This window comes from Shewanella psychrophila (genome assembly GCF_002005305.1).
Lineage (GTDB): Bacteria > Pseudomonadota > Gammaproteobacteria > Enterobacterales > Shewanellaceae > Shewanella > Shewanella psychrophila.
In genome coordinates this window covers 1,605,988-1,622,439 of sequence record NZ_CP014782.1, presented here as the reverse complement: position 1 = coordinate 1,622,439, position 16,452 = coordinate 1,605,988, and the positions used below count along the sequence as shown (strand labels likewise).

Annotated in this window: 11 protein-coding genes and 1 pseudogene; 9 read left to right on the top strand and 3 right to left on the bottom strand. The window is 42.8% G+C overall.

The genetic code is table 11. The annotated features are described in order from the left end of the window. The first annotated feature begins 26 nt into the window (after positions 1-26). The 4 genes from sps_RS07240 (at position 27) to sps_RS07225 (ending at position 5,523) form a co-directional block, all read left to right on the top strand. A complete protein-coding gene (locus sps_RS07240; protein WP_077751924.1) occupies positions 27-1,811 on the top strand; it encodes a contractile injection system tape measure protein in 1,785 nt (594 codons plus the stop codon). Between the two features lie 99 nt (positions 1,812-1,910). Continuing rightward, positions 1,911-3,998 (top strand): ATP-binding protein, encoded by a 2,088-nt coding sequence (locus sps_RS07235; protein WP_077751923.1) that lies wholly within the window; start codon positions 1,911-1,913, stop codon positions 3,996-3,998. Positions 3,999-4,021: 23 nt separating this feature from the next. Then, positions 4,022-5,086: a Pvc16 family protein gene (locus tag sps_RS07230; RefSeq protein WP_077751922.1), complete on the top strand. Its 1,065-nt coding sequence runs from the start codon at positions 4,022-4,024 to the stop codon at positions 5,084-5,086. A 158-nt stretch (positions 5,087-5,244) separates the two neighbouring features. Beyond that, the gene (locus sps_RS07225) at positions 5,245-5,523 is read left to right on the top strand and encodes a hypothetical protein (RefSeq protein WP_077751921.1); all 279 of its coding nucleotides are present in this window, start codon (positions 5,245-5,247) and stop codon (positions 5,521-5,523) included. 1,413 nt (positions 5,524-6,936) lie between these two features. Here the strand turns inward: sps_RS07225 and sps_RS07215 are convergent. Next, positions 6,937-7,485 carry a helix-turn-helix domain-containing protein gene (locus sps_RS07215; RefSeq protein WP_077751919.1) on the bottom strand — a complete coding sequence of 183 codons (549 nt, stop codon included), beginning with the start codon at positions 7,483-7,485 and terminating at the stop codon, positions 6,937-6,939. A 493-nt stretch (positions 7,486-7,978) separates the two neighbouring features. Here sps_RS07215 and sps_RS07210 point away from each other — a divergent pair, with 493 nt between their 5' ends. The 3 genes from sps_RS07210 to sps_RS07200 are packed head-to-tail and all read left to right on the top strand — an operon-like array spanning position 7,979 to position 9,293. After that, positions 7,979-8,176: a TraR/DksA C4-type zinc finger protein gene (locus sps_RS07210; protein ID WP_077751918.1), complete on the top strand. Its 198-nt coding sequence runs from the start codon at positions 7,979-7,981 to the stop codon at positions 8,174-8,176. Beyond that, positions 8,173-8,727, top strand: coding sequence for a pesticin C-terminus-like muramidase (locus sps_RS07205; RefSeq protein ID WP_077751917.1), 555 nt, complete (start codon positions 8,173-8,175; stop codon positions 8,725-8,727). Before sps_RS07210 ends, sps_RS07205 begins: the two co-directional genes overlap by 4 nt. Beyond that, the gene (locus tag sps_RS07200; protein ID WP_077751916.1) at positions 8,724-9,293 is read left to right on the top strand and encodes a hypothetical protein; all 570 of its coding nucleotides are present in this window, start codon (positions 8,724-8,726) and stop codon (positions 9,291-9,293) included. The genes sps_RS07205 and sps_RS07200 overlap by 4 nt, the downstream gene beginning before the upstream one ends. 483 nt (positions 9,294-9,776) lie before the next feature. Here sps_RS07200 and sps_RS28050 read toward each other — a convergent pair. After that, positions 9,777-9,881: pseudogene (locus sps_RS28050) on the bottom strand (IS5/IS1182 family transposase); the annotation flags it as partial. A 658-nt stretch (positions 9,882-10,539) separates the two neighbouring features. Here sps_RS28050 and sps_RS07190 point away from each other — a divergent pair. Then, a complete protein-coding gene (locus sps_RS07190; protein WP_077751914.1) occupies positions 10,540-12,897 on the top strand; it encodes a glycosyl hydrolase family 18 protein in 2,358 nt (785 codons plus the stop codon). A 431-nt stretch (positions 12,898-13,328) separates the two neighbouring features. Next, entirely contained in the window at positions 13,329-14,630 is a 1,302-nt protein-coding gene (locus sps_RS07180; protein ID WP_077751912.1) for an IS4 family transposase, read from the top strand. Positions 14,631-14,844: 214 nt separating this feature from the next. Here the strand turns inward: sps_RS07180 and sps_RS07175 are convergent, their stop codons facing one another. Beyond that, positions 14,845-16,449 (bottom strand): IS66 family transposase, encoded by a 1,605-nt coding sequence (locus sps_RS07175; RefSeq protein ID WP_077751911.1) that lies wholly within the window; start codon positions 16,447-16,449, stop codon positions 14,845-14,847. Positions 16,450-16,452: the final 3 nt, after the last annotated feature.

Sequence of the window (16,452 nt, the reverse complement as noted above, 5' to 3'; positions counted from 1 at the left end):
AATAGTTAGTCAATCAGGAGTGTTACATGGCCGATACTTTACCGGTATCCACTCACCGAATAGACAAACTGCGCATCTCCCTTTCTCTAGCGGCCAACCATGGCGAATATTTTAGTCAGCGTTGCAGCCAGCTGTTTCATACTGAGCTAAAAAAACGGCTCGATCGCGTATTGTCGCGGCTCGGTGCTGGCGGTCAAATGTTTTGCCTGCTTAAACCTCTGGTTATCGATTTAGGGGAGTTATCCGCTTATGCTTTCGAGCATCATTTTTGTCAAAGGTTGGAGATACTGCTGGAGCGTGAGCTTAAGCGATTACTGTCAGAGCTAGATACGGACCATGACTCTGCGGGGAAACCTGTTGCCAATACCGATGAGCAGCTTAGCTTACTGACAGCGGGAGCGGTTTCCTCTACTAGCGTGATAGATAAAACCTTTGTTGAGCTGTTAGGCGTAAGACCTCAATTGGCGCTAGGAAAACTGGCACAGGCTTGCCTCGAATACAGTGGGGCAAGGCAATTACATCGTAGTCTGCCTGCCTCAAAGTTTAAGGAACTGTGCCAAGAGTGGGTGCCGTTATTGGTTGTGAAAGGCAGCCTAACCCCTGCTACACTGCAACTTTGTGCATTGTACTACAGTCTGGTACATCCTGAATTCACTCTGCTACCTCATCAGCCGATTGTTCGACCGACAGTTAACACGGTATATGAACAGCAAGTGCTAATTAAATTGTTTAAGGAGGTATTATCTGCCAAGGAAAACATGAGCGTTAAGGCTAATGGATTAACGGTACTTTGGCGAGATGAAAAGCTGCGTAAGCGCGTACAGTCGCAGCTTTGTGCATCACAAATTACCTTGCTCAATAACTGGCTCAATAAAGGGATAGTACAGGAGTCTGCATTGGAGCTGATAGATATTGTGGATCGGCCGATAGTTAACACTGAATATGGTCCGGTTCGTGAGAAGGGGCAATCGCCGCTTTGTGCATCAGAAATTACCTTGCTCAATAAGGGGTCTGCATCGGAGCAGATAGGTGTTGTGGATCGGCCGATAGTTAATACTGAATATGGTCCGGTTCGTGAGAAGGGGCAATCGCCGCTTTCAGCACCACAAATTACCTTGCACAATAGGGGGATAGCACTGGAGTCTGCATCAGCACCACAAATTACCTTGCATAATAGGGGGGCAGCACAGGAGTCTGCATCTGCACCACAGATTGCCTTGCACAATAGCGGGGGGGCACAGGAGTCTGCATCTGCACCACGGATTGCCTTGCGCAATAAAGGGATGGACAATGACCGCTCATGGATCCACATTCCTGCAGCAGGCTTAAGTTTGTTGTGGCCTTTTTTACCCAGTGTGTTTCGTCAGTTACAGTTAACCCAGGATAATAAATTTTTGAGTCGTGACATGCAGTTGCAAGCGGCGTCTTGTTTAACTTGGTTCACTCAGTCTTGGCAAGATGACGAACAAAATATCAATTCACCACTTGTTTTACTGTTGTGTGGACTGACGCAAGAGGCGACGTCTGAGCCTGTAGTATTGAACGAGGCGACACAAGCATTCTTAACAAGTTGGTTGGACAATTTGCCAAAGGCCTTGCAAGGAACATGGCAAAAGCTCTCTGCTGGGGATATTCAGCAATGGTTTTTGCAACGTCCCGGTTGGTTATCTGCTGATGATGCTGAGCCTGTGCTACATATCGCTCCTGCGAGCTTTGATGTGTTACTTAACGACTGGCCCTGGCCTGTGAATATGATCGCCCTGCCTTGGCTAGAGCAGCCAATTAAGGTGTTATGGGATGAGCCGCTATAACACCTGTTTATCTTCATCTTAACCCTGTTAAACCACATCATTGCCAACCCTGAGCCACGCTGTTGAGCGTGCCTCAATTTACACCTTCGAGACACTTATATGATAAATCTAATCTCGCCCTCAGGATCCGTTGACGACCATCATGATCTATTCAGTGCGATTGAGCAGATTGATCTGCGCCTGCAACAGTATACGCAGCAACGTCGGCCAGCACTTAAGCAACACGTACTTGAAGAATTTCTATTGGATGAGGAGGATATTCTACACCACACTGCACAGCCTAAAGGCATGCCACACTGGATGCAGACATCCTCGTTTATGCCAGTCAGTGAGCTTTCAATCAACTCTTCTCAAGGTCGATTATCGACTCTGATAGAGCGCTTTAAACTCACGGACTCAGAAGTTAATATTCTGCTACTTGGGCTATTGACGCACTTGGATAGTCGCTACCATGCATTATTTGCTGCCCTGCAACATTTTGAGGATAGAAATAACCCATCCATTGAGCTGGCGTTACACCTGTTTGGTGCCGCGGCAGATGAACTGTTAACGCGACAAGGGGATTTTTTACCCGATTCAACCTTATTGCGCCATGAGCTCATCAAGGTTTACAAGAGTAATAAGCAAAAAGGTGAAGGTTGGGCACAGTCCTTATTTCAAACCACAACTGAAGTCTTTCATTATTTGGTTGGACATGCTTCTTTAACACCTTTGCTCGCGGATTGTGCCAAGTGGCATCCGATGAACTCAAATCAAGGCTTGTGCCCCAGCAATGTGCGTGATGGATTACAAGCTCAGCTATATAATCAACAGGATAATTTATTGCCTATCGTGTTGTTAAAAGGGGCGCAGGGCAGTGGTCGCCTTGAGGCGGTGAACGCTGCTGCATCTGCGCAAAACATCATGCTGCTGGAGCTGGATGTGACTAAGCTACCAGAATCTAGGCATGACGCTAAGACAACATTAAATCAAGCATTGCGTGAAGTCAGGATGCGAGGCGCCATTTTGGTGGTACGTGGCTGGGATGAATTTGCCGATTCAAGAAAAACGCTACTGAGTGACTGGGCAGACATGGTTCATCAGTCTCATGTTCGTATTGTCGGATTGTGTGAGCAAGATTGCGCTCGGGTGGTAATACCGCATATGCCACAAATTGCGCTCACGATGCCGATCCTTTCTTATCTGGAAAAGCAGTTACTGTTACAACAATCTTTGACTGCGGGGGAGTATGCGCCAACTGATATTAGCCACGTGTGTCGTCGCTTTTCTTTTAATCACGCCTCTTTGCCACACATACTGCAAGAAGCAAGGTGTTATCGCTCTTTGAGAGAGCCAAATAGTATGGTGAGCAGCGAAGATTTAAATCAGGCTTTTAGGCTTCATTCACAAAAAAACTTCGGTAAATTGGCGCAGCGGATCGAACCTATGCGATCTTTTGAAGAATTGATTGTGGCTGATGAGCTAAAAGAGCAGCTGCAAGAGTTACTGGCGGCGACCAGCCAGCGAGATAAAGTGTTGGAGTCAGGCTTCGCTAAAAAAGTGGGTTATGGTACAGGCGTCAGTGCGCTGTTTCACGGTGATTCTGGTCTGGGAAAAACCATGGCGGCAGAAGTGGTTGCTGGTCTGCTTGGTGTGGATTTGATCAAAGTCGATTTAGCCAATGTGGTGGATAAATACATCGGAGAAACTGCCAAACACCTGGCGCGGATCTTCGATTTGGCCGAAGCCGATGCTGGGGTATTATTTTTTGATGAGGCCGATGCGCTCTTTGGTAAACGTTCTGAAGTGAGTGATTCAAAGGATAGGAACGCCAACATTGATGTGGCTTATCTATTGCAAAGGTTGGAGCGCTATCCTGGTTTAGTGATCCTAGCAACCAATAACCGCAACCATCTCGATGAGGCGTTCAGTCGGCGTTTTACCTTCATTACCCGCTTTAACGCGCCCGATACCAATACTCGAGAGGCGCTTTGGCAAAGTGTATGGCCTGAGGGGTGTCAGCTTGATCCAAAGATTGACTTGCATGCCATTGCGGCCCGTACCCGGTTAACCGGTGCCAATATTCGCAATATAGCCCTGCTAGCTGCCTATTTTGCGGCAGATGCAGATACGCCATATATTTGCGAACATCACATTCATCGAGCCACGCAGCGTGAATTATCTAAGATTGGCCGCATTGCGCTGTAAACACCAAAGAGAGGAGAGCACTGATGGTACAACCAGCAGTAAATCAAAATATTATTGAAGTTAATAAAGAGATATTGGGCATCCTCAGGGAATACTTGCCTGCAGACTCGGGGAGCGAAGGTGTCGAAATTATTTTTGGCGCCCCCGAGAAAAGCAAATTTAAAAATATTACCGTCCCTACGGTCAATGTATTCTTGTTCGATATTCATGAGGACTTGCAATTAAATTCTTCGCAATCACCAGATTACAACTATCTAACTAGAAGCTTTGCACCGGGGAAAGTTAATATGTGTTGTAACTACATCATCACTTTTTGGGATACTGTTTCAGACACATCAGATGTAGTAGAGTCACAATCAATGATGGTGATGAACACTATTATTAATGCCTTAATTAATAACCGCACCTTGAAGAATATCCCTGGTGCTTACACACGGGTGATGCCGCCAAAAGATGGGCTCAATAGTTTAGGTAATTTTTGGCAAGCATTAGACAATAATCCCCGTTTGGTGCTGAATCTGTCGGTGACAGTGCCTATTACTTTGGCTGAGGCTGTTGCTGAAGTAGCACCAGTTACCAAGACCGAGGCGAAGTTAGTGAACAAAGCGCTGACTAAAGTTGACCTCGAGGTTGGAGATAATTCAGGAGCACTAGGTTCTGGTGCCAACATTAATGATAGTAGCAGTGATACTTGCTTTAAATCTGATGAAGGTGTTGAACAACATTTCATAGAACTGTCGCTGATAAATCCTACGGTTTTACAGCAGTTGGCAATCACCGGTTTTGATCTCGAGCCTAGCGATAACTATGTAGACAAAATCAATAATGCAGTGGTTACCTTGCTAGACAGGAATAATAAAATGGTTGATACAGAACTTTGGAGGGGCACCATTCGAGGTGTCGATCGAGCTTCACAGCAGGTGATTTTTGATCAGGACTTACCTGCACAGCAAGTCAATGTAATCCGGTTAGAAAGGAGCATCGGTGATAAGATACATCCATTAGAAACACCCGGTTTGGTGGTGGCTGAGTTGCAGGCATTTGCATACCCTGAGACACCAATGCTTCTTGAAGAGGCTGGTGACTGATGATGGATTAGATTTCTTAAGTCTATCTTTGCCGTTGTTGGTTGGGAGAGGGAGAAGGTGTGATGACTGCCCCAATCATGAACGGTGTTCCGGCTAGGGTAGACATTGCCTTAGCTGGTCATTACTGGCTTTATCGGTAGATAGGAATAGAGGTAAATATGTTATTAAATGAACTGTTTGTTGGGACTTATTGGATTGGAGCATTCACTGAGTTTTTTATTACAGCAATTGACAAATCAGCTCTAATTTTTTCGGTTATAGTGTCCACGCTTTATTCACTTTCTATTACGGAGTTGTCGGAGCTTTCAGGTGTTGTCATAGGGGGGGGAGCCTTTATTGTTAGTTGGTGGTATAAGCATCATAAACTCTCATTACTTAAATCGAAACTTCGTGAGAATCAGCCATTAGAAGATATTTTTGAGGAAGAGGAGCGGTAAGTCTGCGATTAAGGATGGGGGGCTACCACTCTGCTACTCTCTAGGCTGCACAGAAATAAGGTAAAGCTCTTATATTCTGGATTTGAGCTTATAGACAAGGCTTAATGGCCTGTAAAACAATGTGAGATATGCTTTGGTATCATTGTGTTTGACCTCTCACCGACAACTCATATGAGTTGCTTGAACGACATCACATTTAATTGTACCTGCCCAATAAAATTAACTAACTCAGAGTTTTATTTAAATTAGAGCCGAGAATTATAATCATTAACATTACCACTTTCTATTAACTTTATATTTCAAGTTAATAGAAAGTGTGGTGAATATTGTTGCCCTCTCTTTGACATGCTTTCGAAATGTGATTGCTGCGTATTTGTTGTGTGGTTTTTATGTTTTTACTTGTTTGTTATTGGTTGTTGTTTTTGTCTGGTATGGTTGAGATGTAGCTGTTTAGCTTTATTTTTGATCTTGTATATTGAATAGTCTTTAAAGTTATTGTCTCTTCGATTAATATAATCGTTATCTATAGATTGAAATGAAGGGTATTAAATATGAACGCCGAATTATTTTGTTTTATTTTGTTTGCTAATGATCTAATTTTTTTGCACGTTTTAATTATTTCATCGATAATTTACTATTTTAAATGTAAATATAGTTGTTTTTATGACGATAAAAATCGTTCATTTCTGTTAGAGTATATTGAAATTCAATCAATCCCATCGGGATCTTACAAACTTGAGTTGATGATGATTTGGCAGAATAAGCTAGATTCATATATTAAGTTACTTAATTAAAGTGAAAGTAATATTTTTAAGAGTGGGAGGGGCTATGTGTTAATTTACGTAAACGTTAGGTCTCATGAGGATGGAAGCCTCTATTTAGGGAATCACTAAATAATTAAATGATAAGTTGTAGAATCTGTCATAATAGGTTCATAGAAGAGTGTTAATGGTATCAAGGCTTGGTTGAAGAGCCGGATAACCGAAGCATTTAATCAAGTGCTGAGAGAAGAAGCAATAAATCTCTTGTATACCTAGGAATTTTCTCTCGGAAGGCTTGATGTAGCAGTGTTAGCTTGCTGCTAACGTCTTGCAGGAGGTCAAGAGGTTTGGAGTTGTGGTTAAATCTGGTGTATAGGAATTTAAGCAATGCTTTGTTTAGAGCTTTTACTTGTTGTATCGACTAATGGTGAGACATTGTAACTGACTCTTGGTGAGATTATTTTATCTTTTGATGCAAATCGATAGGCTATTCCTTTTGGATTTATCAAGTTATAAATATTATTTGACAAGTTGTCAGCGCCGTGGCCTCGTTCAACACTAGGGGCTGATCGCGGCTGCACACGGTCTTATATTCTGAGAAAAGATTAAAACAGTGGCATTAAGTTCTTTGGTCAGATTTTTATATTAGTTATTATTTTATATAAGATTTTAACGTGTTAGATAATTTCCCAGTAGTTTTATCTATGCCCTTATGTCTGAGAATTAAGGTGGATGTTGTTGATATATCTTCTGTAAGATCAAAAATAGTTTTAGCTTGATCTTGGTTTATCATATTCGTTTCAACCAAAAGAAAAGCTGATTCTTTAATGCAAAACTTAATAAGGCCTTTCATAAAGTTAATGTCATCTAACTTTATGTTGTTTACCAGAGCTATTTCTTCATCTGTGTTTTGGAGTGATAGTGTTTCAAGTTGTCTATTACCTTTACTTCTCAAGTTTGGATTAAGCAGTTCTGATACTGATAAATCAAATGCTCTGGCTAGCGCCTGAACTTTTAATATTGTTGCGTTGCCCAATTCCCCATCTGTTCTTAAATATGATGAAATCGTGCGTTGATTTACTTTGTGAAAAGAACTTGTTCTATTTTCCAATTCTTTTTGCCCTAGTCCGTTAAGGGTCATTAAGTATTCTAGATTGTTGGCTAGTACAAGCCTAATATCATCTTCAGTGCTAATGTTCATTCATTTTTCCCTTTCTTTATATAAAACTGACTCAATAGCAGTATAGCTAAATTACGAGTTATTTTTTGCTATGTGCGCACTTGGTTGTGTACAAACAACAGCGCAGCAAGCAAATCTGCAGCAATATGGTTACCATTTTATCACTGTTTATACCAATTTATATCTGAAGCAAAGCTGGTATATTTTGTCCTATTGCGCAAGATTGTCAACAGTATAGCCTTTGAGTGGGCGTCAATTCAACGGAAGCATCTGTCTTAGAATTATAATTCATTCTACAGGGGAGGAGCGAGAGGCTCATTATATAGTTTTAACAAAACAGTTCACAAAATCATCAAGCAGCAAAGTTTCTCCCATTTAAGAGACCAAATTCATATTTTATGCCAAAAAGCCGGAAGGTTAAATGAAGGTCGAAGCTTTGTGCTGTTGTATATCTGGGCCTCGACGAAATAGGCAACATAGTTTAATAAATAGATCAGAAAATAAGGAGTTGCTAATGGATGATGCTGATTTAACGGTAAAACCCGAAGAACGGGCAGAAGTAACAACAAGGTCGCGGCGCCTGTTAGCTAAACCTAGCGTTAGTCACTGTATTGAATATGACGATGCCATAGTGGCTGTAAGGCGTGAAGCCGTGCTAGGTGTTGATTTACAGAGTCTGTCAGACACTTTCAGAGACAAGGGGGGGCTATGAAAAATACGATGGTGAACTTTGGTTTTATCTCAAGGTTAGAAGGTGGACCAGTTTGTAAAGGCTATGTGCCGGATCCTGAACACTCAAACTCGGGAGTTACTATCGCAACGGGTTTTGACCTTGGTCAGCGTTCCCATAACGATTTGCAAAACTTACTACCGCAATCATTGGTGCCAATACTGTCACCTTACTGTGGCATGACTAAACAAGATGCAGTTGCTTACTTGGTATTAGCGCCTCTTGAAATCAGTATCGATGAAGCTGACTTGATTGATTTGTGCGTTAAAAGCCAATTACTCGAACAGCTGCAGTATCGATATAACCGCGTGTCAAATGTGTCTTTTAATCGGTTACCAGAACGCTGCCAAACGGTTGTGGCTTCGGTGTCGTTTCAGTATGGTAATTTAGCTAATCGTTGCCCTAAGTTTTGGCAAAAATCAATGAGCCAGGACTGGATAGGACTAGTACAAGAGCTTCGTGACTTTGGTGATAGATACCCCACAAGACGCAACCAAGAAGCTGATTATTTAGTGCTAAGGGGAAAGGCATGAACTTATTGAGCATTTTAGGGAAAGTTGGCGCCTCGATACTGGCCGACGTGATCCCTGGTGGCAATACGATTATAAAGGTGATCAATGAGTTTCTTCCTGATGACATCAAACTCGGTGATAGGGCTACGGGGGCAGAAATACAAAATGTTGTTTCGTCATTGCCTGCTGAAATACAGGTTCAAGTTTTGGCCAAACAGTTTGATGTTGAGATCACCGAGATTAAAGAGTATACCAATGTCGTAAAGGCTTTGGGAGATGTTGATAAAACGGGACTATCCACACGGCCGGCCATCGCCATGATGATGTCGCAAATTGTGGCATTTTCAGTGGTGATTCTGATTTCATTTCTCGCAGTGGCCATGTTCAACAAAGATGTGGCCACCATTACGGCAATTGGTGACAACTGGCCGTTAGTGATAGCTATTCTCGGTACGCCTACAGCACTTTTACGCGCTTACTTTGGCATGCGAACTAAAGAGAAGCAGCAGAAGTACCAAGCAGTGTCAAATACCCCGCCTGAATCTGTATTTTCAGGGTTGTTGAATCTCGTAGGAAAAAGTAAATGACAGATATCGCCACCTGGCTAAAAGTCGTAAACATTATGCAAGTTTTAATAATGCAAAATTGCAGAACTTAATGAACTAATTTGAAATTAAATTAACTATCAACTGGTTGCGGGTTTAATTAATATCTGAGCTGAAATTTATTGGTAACGAGGCTAAAGGCTATATCGAAACGAGTATTAAGGAAAAAGGAGGTGGAAGTCGTTGGCTTTTAATGAAACTTGGTGAATCCGTTGTTAAGGGCGAGCGGAATCAAGGCCTGAGCAAAACCGTCGCATGTCAGGGACTAAACATGAACGGAATTTATAACAAATGTTTTTCGTCGATAATAGCTGAAACCGGCGGCGCTTATTTTGGTGTTTTGCTCTTTAAATGAGTAGTGAAGTGGATGACAAAAACTGCGACGCTTAATCAAGTAGGGGACGATAGGGGCGTTGTTGATCAAATCTTCGCTAGAAACGCAGAAACTTCGAGGGTTTGAGCTAGCTAGGCAGCCTGTTTCCTCACTGGTATTCCTAGTCTTATGACTTTGTTCATTGCCTTTACACCTGCCAGCGCTTCACCAACTTGAGCATTATAATCACGTAGGTTATGTATTAAGTTTGTTTGTGAATTTATCGATATAAAATTTTGCAATCGATTAAGTCAATGAGCTCGCTGTTGTCCTCCCACAAGGCATTGAGTTTTTTCTGAGAACCAATAACGCTGCAGTTTCTGCTAGCGCCTTTTCTTTATACTTGAGCTCGCACTTCAGTGATTTAATCTCTGCCTTATCTGCCTTATCTGCCTTATCTGCTTTTGCTTGTCACTTAGGTTTCTTTCTATTTCCAATTCTCGCTTGGCTTGGTTGATTCTAGCAAATTTAAGCGCAGCACCTAAACGTTTGTTATTCACGATGGCAGCTTCATTCACTGCTCTTAATTTATCAAACACATGACCTTAAGAGATTTTCTTCAATGTTTGATATCTATTTTTCGCATGAGGATGTCATGAGCTAATTGCAGAGTAAATCAAGTGTTTTGTTTGAGTAACTAGCATCTTCAATGAATTACCCCGCTTTATTTTCTAAAAATGTATGAGGAAACATGATGTAAATATTACCACGCATATTAGCCCAAAGTGAGGGAGTGAAGCCTGTGCTTCCTTTTATCTGGGTTAACCATTTTACTTTTCTCCAATACAGAGCCTGGGTCACGCTAAATGATACTTGTTCTATTACGATCTATTTATTAAATCTTTAAAGGAAAACATGATTAATTTAACTAAAACAGATGCAATGACTGAAGCTTCTTATGCAACAGATGGTTTTGTTGTAGCTACAGAAACACAAGCATTAAGTTATACATCGGCGCGAGTCGCTAATCCATTATTCAATCGTTACGAAACCACAGATAAGCCTAAAGTGTTTGGATATTATACTGATTGGGCTCAATATGATGGCCGAATAGTAGGAGGCAGTCCTCGGCCTGACTGTCAACGAGATCAGCGAGGTCGTGGTGTCGATCTCGCCCTATTAGATCCATTCGCGTTTGATAAAATAATTTTAGGTTTTGCAGGGATCTTAGGTGATACAGGGCCAAAATCTGACACTCTTAATAAGGCTGCGGACACACTTAAAATTTCAGGTGAGGGTTCTGTAACTTTGCTAGACCCTTGGGGAGATGCACAAAGCTCCCAGAATGTTGGTTTTGATGGTTATGCTGATATCCAACTGCCGAGGGATTACCAACAGAAAGACGTTAGGGGTATCCTAGGAGGATTACGTGACAAGCAGGTAGCGGCGAAGGCTCTAGGGCATGACCTAATCATATCATTGAGCATCGGTGGATGGACCTTAAGTGATGGTTTTTATCATACCTCTAGAGATCAAGAAAAACGCACCAATTTTTGTAACAGTGTAATAGATTTTCTGGATCGTTTCCCTATGTTCACTGAACTTGACTTAGACTGGGAATACCCTGGTGCAGAAGGAATAGGTAACGCCTATGGCGCAGATGACTACGTATATTACGTTGAGTTAATCAAAGAGCTAAAAGCGGCATTGATTCGAGCTGGTAAAAGCGATGTGAAAATCAGTATTGCAGCTTGTGCCAATATTGAAGTGTTGCAGCTCTCACAGGTTCCTCTATTAATCAAGGCTGGTGTTACTGGCATAAACTTAATGACGTACGATTTCTTCGGTACTCCATGGGCTGATAGGTTAAATCACCACACTAACTTACAACCAAATGAAGAATCAGATTTTAGTCTTTGTGAAGCCGTCGATTACTTGATTGAAAACAGTGTAGAACCAAAAATGATCAACATTGGTTATGCTGGTTACACGCGTAATGCTAAAGGCGCAGAAATAGAAACTTTTTCTCCACTAAAAGGAAGTTATGCTCCTGGAGATGGATCCACAACTGGTACTTTTGAGGAAGGTACCTCTGAGTGGTATGACATTATTTATAACTATCTCGACCTTAATAAAAAGTCGGGTAAAAATGGATTCGAACTTTATACTGATCAAGTCGCTGATGCCGATTATCTATATAGCCCAGAATCTAAACTGTTTATGTCGTTAGATACACCTCGTTCAGTGAAAAATAAGGGCACCTACGCACTTGAGAGAAACCTTGGTGGTATCTTTACATGGACGATTGACCAAGAAAACGGACTTTTAGTCAATGCAGCTCGAGAAGGTCTAGGTTGTTCGCCAATTGAGCAGAAGGTTGACATGGAACCTTTTTATTTTAAAGGTATTAATGTTGATCCTAGTCCAGAAAACAACATTCCTGAGTTATTTGTACCTGATTCACAGACTGTGGATGCAGGACAAGCTATCTCTTTTCAGGTTAAAGCTACAGATGCTGACGATGACAATCTTCGCTTTGTTGTGAGCGACAATGCGACTCTGGTCTCTACAGAGAATGGAGAGGCGACTATAACTTACCTTGCACCCAATACGGGAAATAATATGCAGGAAAGTGTGACTGTGACGGTTTCAGATGGCCTGGATAGTGTGTCACAAGAGGTACTTGTGTATGTTAAAGGGTTGGGAGGGAACACTGCCCCAGTTTTAATCTCTCCATCTAGTGTTGAGGTGAAAAGTGGGCAAACAGTGACCTTTTCAGTGAGCGCTTCAGATGCTGATGATGACATGCTTTCATTTTCTGCCTCAGAGGGGGAAGTCACACCAACAGGCAGTGGGGCTGATGTGAGTTATACCGCCGATGTAGTCGATTTAGATATCAGTGTTAACCTTGTGATAACTGTATCAGATGGTAAGGCTATGGACACTAACATTGTGGTTGTTACCGTGATAGCCGATTCAGATTATGGAGATACTTGGTCGCCTGATGTTGTTTATAATAATGGCGAATGCGTTATCTACAAAGGTCATTTATGGGAAGCACAATATTACATTGAAGAGCATGCGCCGGGAACAGATAGTGCTTGGACAGCAATGGTTCAAGAAGACCAAAATCCAGTAAAGTGGGATAAAGACTCGTCATATGGCACACAGTCAACAGTCGAGTTTGAGAGTAATTATTGGTTTGCTAAGTGGGCCCCTTCGCGTGGTGAGGAACCTGGTGTTGATCAGTATGGAGCTTGGAAACCTGCTTAGTAATACTTACACGGTGGAAGCACTAAAGGCAAATGCCAGGTGTGGAACAGTCAATGTTATTTGAGCGCCTGACAGGGCTTTACACGGACTTTTAACCGATGGTGTCACGATGAGAGATATTTATTGTGGCACCCTGCAAAAGTGGCCTCACACAACGGTAACGCTGACACCTATGAAGAATTGCTACAAACAGAGTCACAACAAGGTTATAGCTGGTCGTCATTGATCACTACAGACGACATTGAGGCAATCGTTACTGCAATTCAAAATGAGTGTGATGTAGGCATATCTTACAAAGAACTTCAATTTTCCATTTAACTTTAAAGGTCCTTTACGGGGGTAATGCCGATCATTTAGTGATTTATCGATCGGTTGACTGATCTTCTAGATGCTTCAGAATCCGAGTCCTATCTCTAGGTCTCGGATTTTTTATGCAAGTTTCCCAAGCTTTTGACATGATCAACCAACTCAAGCCCCATCAAGTTGAAACCCTCGCAGATTTACTCCCTCTGGAGTTGATAGAGGAAGCGTATTCATTAACTGAAACAGTCACGATTAGAAAACGTAAATTAACACTAGAGTCAATGGCTTGGCTTATTATTGGAATGGCTATCTATAATGATAAGTCGATGGCTCACATCATTAACATGCTCGATATCGTTGATAGAGAGGGCAAGCCATTTGTTGCTCCGAGCGCATTAACTCAACGACGAAAAAATCTCGGTGAAGCGGCAATGAAAGCTCTGTTTGAGTGCACTCAAGCTCACTGGAATCGTGAAGCTCTACATCCAAACTGGAATGGACTGACGTTACTGGGAGTCGATGGTGTAGTCTGGCGGGCGGAAGATACTCCCGATAATGCAGAAGCCTTTTCTCGACAAAAAGAGACTCAATATCCTCAAGTTCGTATGGTCTGCCAAATGGAATTGAGTAGCCATCTTATTACCGCCAGTGCTTTCGATGATTACGCCGTTAATGAGATGATTTTGGCCGAAAAGCTCATCGACTCCACACCGGATAATAGCCTGACATTATTTGACCGAGGTTTTTATTCGCTAGGGCTACTTTATCAGTGGCAATCCACTGGTAACGAGCGACACTGGTTGATTCCTTTGAAAAAAAATGTCCAATATGAGGTGCTTCGCAGCTTGGGGCGCAACGATAAAATAGTCCAATTAAAAAGTAATCCACATGCTAGAAAACGATGGCCAGAACTGCCTAATGAGCTGGAAGTACGACTCATAAGTCGAAAGGTTAATGGCAAGGAATACTCGGTTTTGACATCAATGATAGATCCCATGCGTTATCCCGTTGCAGACATAGCTGATTTATACGTGCATCGATGGGAAATAGAATTAGGTTATCGAGAGCAAAAACAATACATGCTAGGTAATCGTTTAACGTTGAGAAGTCGATTGCCAGAGCTTGTAAAACAGGAGTTGTGGGGGATTTTACTCACCTATAATCTAGTGCGTTATCAGATGGTGAAAATGTGCCATCAACTCAAAGGTGATTATCTCCCTTATCAGTTGAGTTTTAATGGTTCTTTGGCTCATATATTGAGGCTATTAGTGGGTTTGCCCTACTCGACACCAGGTGCAATTCCTCGTCAGCTTAAATATTTCTATGAAATGGCTGAAAGCCTGATTTTAGAGCCCCGACGAACTCGGTCTTTTCCTAGAACGGTCAAGCGCAGACCACAGAAATATGCCAGAAATAAAAAATGCCAGTAAGCTTAACTTACCGGCATTACCTTTACGGGGCCTTTTTTATTCTACCTAGGAATTTCCTCTTGGAAGGCTTGGTGTAGCACGGTTTAAGCTTTTTCTAGGCTTTTGTGGCTATAGATATTAGTCGTGAGCTTACGAGAGCATAGCGTGACATTGGACTTTTCTTCAGGCATGACTAGCTAGGGCGGTGAGCCCTGACTGATGATTTTAGGTTAAGTTAGTTTACGAGTGAGCCCGGCTGGTCCAAATAGTTCCAGGGGAGGTAACGTTCTGGGTTGGCTCTGACCTGCACCTTTTCTCGCTGCAAGGTCGTGAAATATTCAAAGACATTGATGCCCGCCTCGCTGGCACTTGCTATCATTGACGTAATGATGTCTCCGATGGTCGCCCCGTGTAAGGTCTTATGGAACATCGCATTCTTTCTGTCTCGCACAATGATTTTTAGCATCGCTTCGATAAGGTTATTGTCCAACTTGACCCCATCAAAGGTACAAAAACAGCTCAAGCCTTCATAGTGCTTGATAAAATAGCGCAAGGCGCAGCCCAAGCTGCTATTCGACTCCACCTTACCAGAGCTTAAATGCTCTTCACCCCACAGCTTGATTTCTTCCATGATAGGTAAGGAGTGCTGTTGATGGTAAGCCTGTCTGGCACTGGGTAGCATCTGCTGCTCTAGGGTGTGTGCATCATTGACCCAAATCTCAGCATAGCGCGTCAGGATATGTTCAACTTCATCTGGGAAATGCGTTATCACATCCACAAATTGCCGTCTGGCATGGCTGTTACACAGTGAGCCGATAACCACTCTCACTGTGGGCCGGTTACTGCTGAGTGCATCGCTCATGATGATGGGCTTAGGGCTATTCTTATGACGATGTTGCAAGATGCTGTCGATAAACTCACCAGCATGACCTATGTTGGTTTCAAACAACACGATGGAGTGATGCTCAAGGGTCGTGGCGATGATGCCTGAGGTATAAACCCCACACCGGCTTTTCATTTTGTCACTGTTACGCGCCTTTTTCTCTATCGGCTTAGCATCCAAAATACGGTGAGTGGTGTCATCAAGATAATAGTGGACCGCATCCGCCGCCAAGTTAACTAACGCTTGATACACCGGATAAATGTCATTGGCCACATACTCCACCTGGTCAAACACGGTTGAGGCCGTGATGTTCACCCCCAGCAGTTTTTGGATACTGCCCTGACGATAAAAAGGCAGTCCGGCAAAGTATTTGTAAATGGCCATCAAGGCCCGAGCTGAGTAACCGTATTTCTGATTGCTATCACCATCACTGAGTACTTCAGCAGGCAGTGGTGCTGTGGCATAGGCGCCACAAGCATTACAGCGTAAACGCTCCATCACATGCTGCTCTGGCGTGAACGGGCTTTGCCCGGTGATACGCAGCAGACTTCCAGGCTCTCTCTTGTACATCCTGCCAATTTGACACTCAGGGCAGAGTGCGCCTTTAGCCAGGTCAGCATGAGAGTGCATGACCACCTTGGGCTTTGTGGGAGTGAAGTCCTCTCCCTTCGATGAGGGCCCTTTTTTCTTTTTCCGCTGTTGCTCAGCCTTACTTTTCTTCAGCAGCTTACCGAGACCCTCAGACGATTTTTCTATGCCCAACAACTTACGTAATTTATGCACTGTCACATCATGGTTCGCTAAGCGAGACTGCATGGTAGACAGCGTTACCAAGGCATTGAGCAGCAACTGGCAGTCTGAAGCACTCAGCGCTAAGTGATTATCTTTGGCTTCAGTCACTCGGGCGATTAACGCCTCAAGTGCTTTGCTGTCGATGTCAGTAAAGGGTTGGCTCACAGA

Coding starts and splice junctions, on each gene's coding strand:
- sps_RS07205 (WP_077751917.1), top strand. CDS start 8,173: ATGAAAAATACGATGGTGAACTTTGGTTTTATCTCAAGGTTAGAAGGT.
- sps_RS07210 (WP_077751918.1), top strand. CDS start 7,979: ATGGATGATGCTGATTTAACGGTAAAACCCGAAGAACGGGCAGAAGTA.
- sps_RS07200 (WP_077751916.1), top strand. CDS start 8,724: ATGAACTTATTGAGCATTTTAGGGAAAGTTGGCGCCTCGATACTGGCC.
- sps_RS07225 (WP_077751921.1), top strand. CDS start 5,245: ATGTTATTAAATGAACTGTTTGTTGGGACTTATTGGATTGGAGCATTC.
- sps_RS07215 (WP_077751919.1), bottom strand. CDS start 7,485: ATGAACATTAGCACTGAAGATGATATTAGGCTTGTACTAGCCAACAAT.
- sps_RS07230 (WP_077751922.1), top strand. CDS start 4,022: ATGGTACAACCAGCAGTAAATCAAAATATTATTGAAGTTAATAAAGAG.
- sps_RS07240 (WP_077751924.1), top strand. CDS start 27: ATGGCCGATACTTTACCGGTATCCACTCACCGAATAGACAAACTGCGC.
- sps_RS07180 (WP_077751912.1), top strand. CDS start 13,329: ATGCAAGTTTCCCAAGCTTTTGACATGATCAACCAACTCAAGCCCCAT.
- sps_RS07235 (WP_077751923.1), top strand. CDS start 1,911: ATGATAAATCTAATCTCGCCCTCAGGATCCGTTGACGACCATCATGAT.
- sps_RS07190 (WP_077751914.1), top strand. CDS start 10,540: ATGATTAATTTAACTAAAACAGATGCAATGACTGAAGCTTCTTATGCA.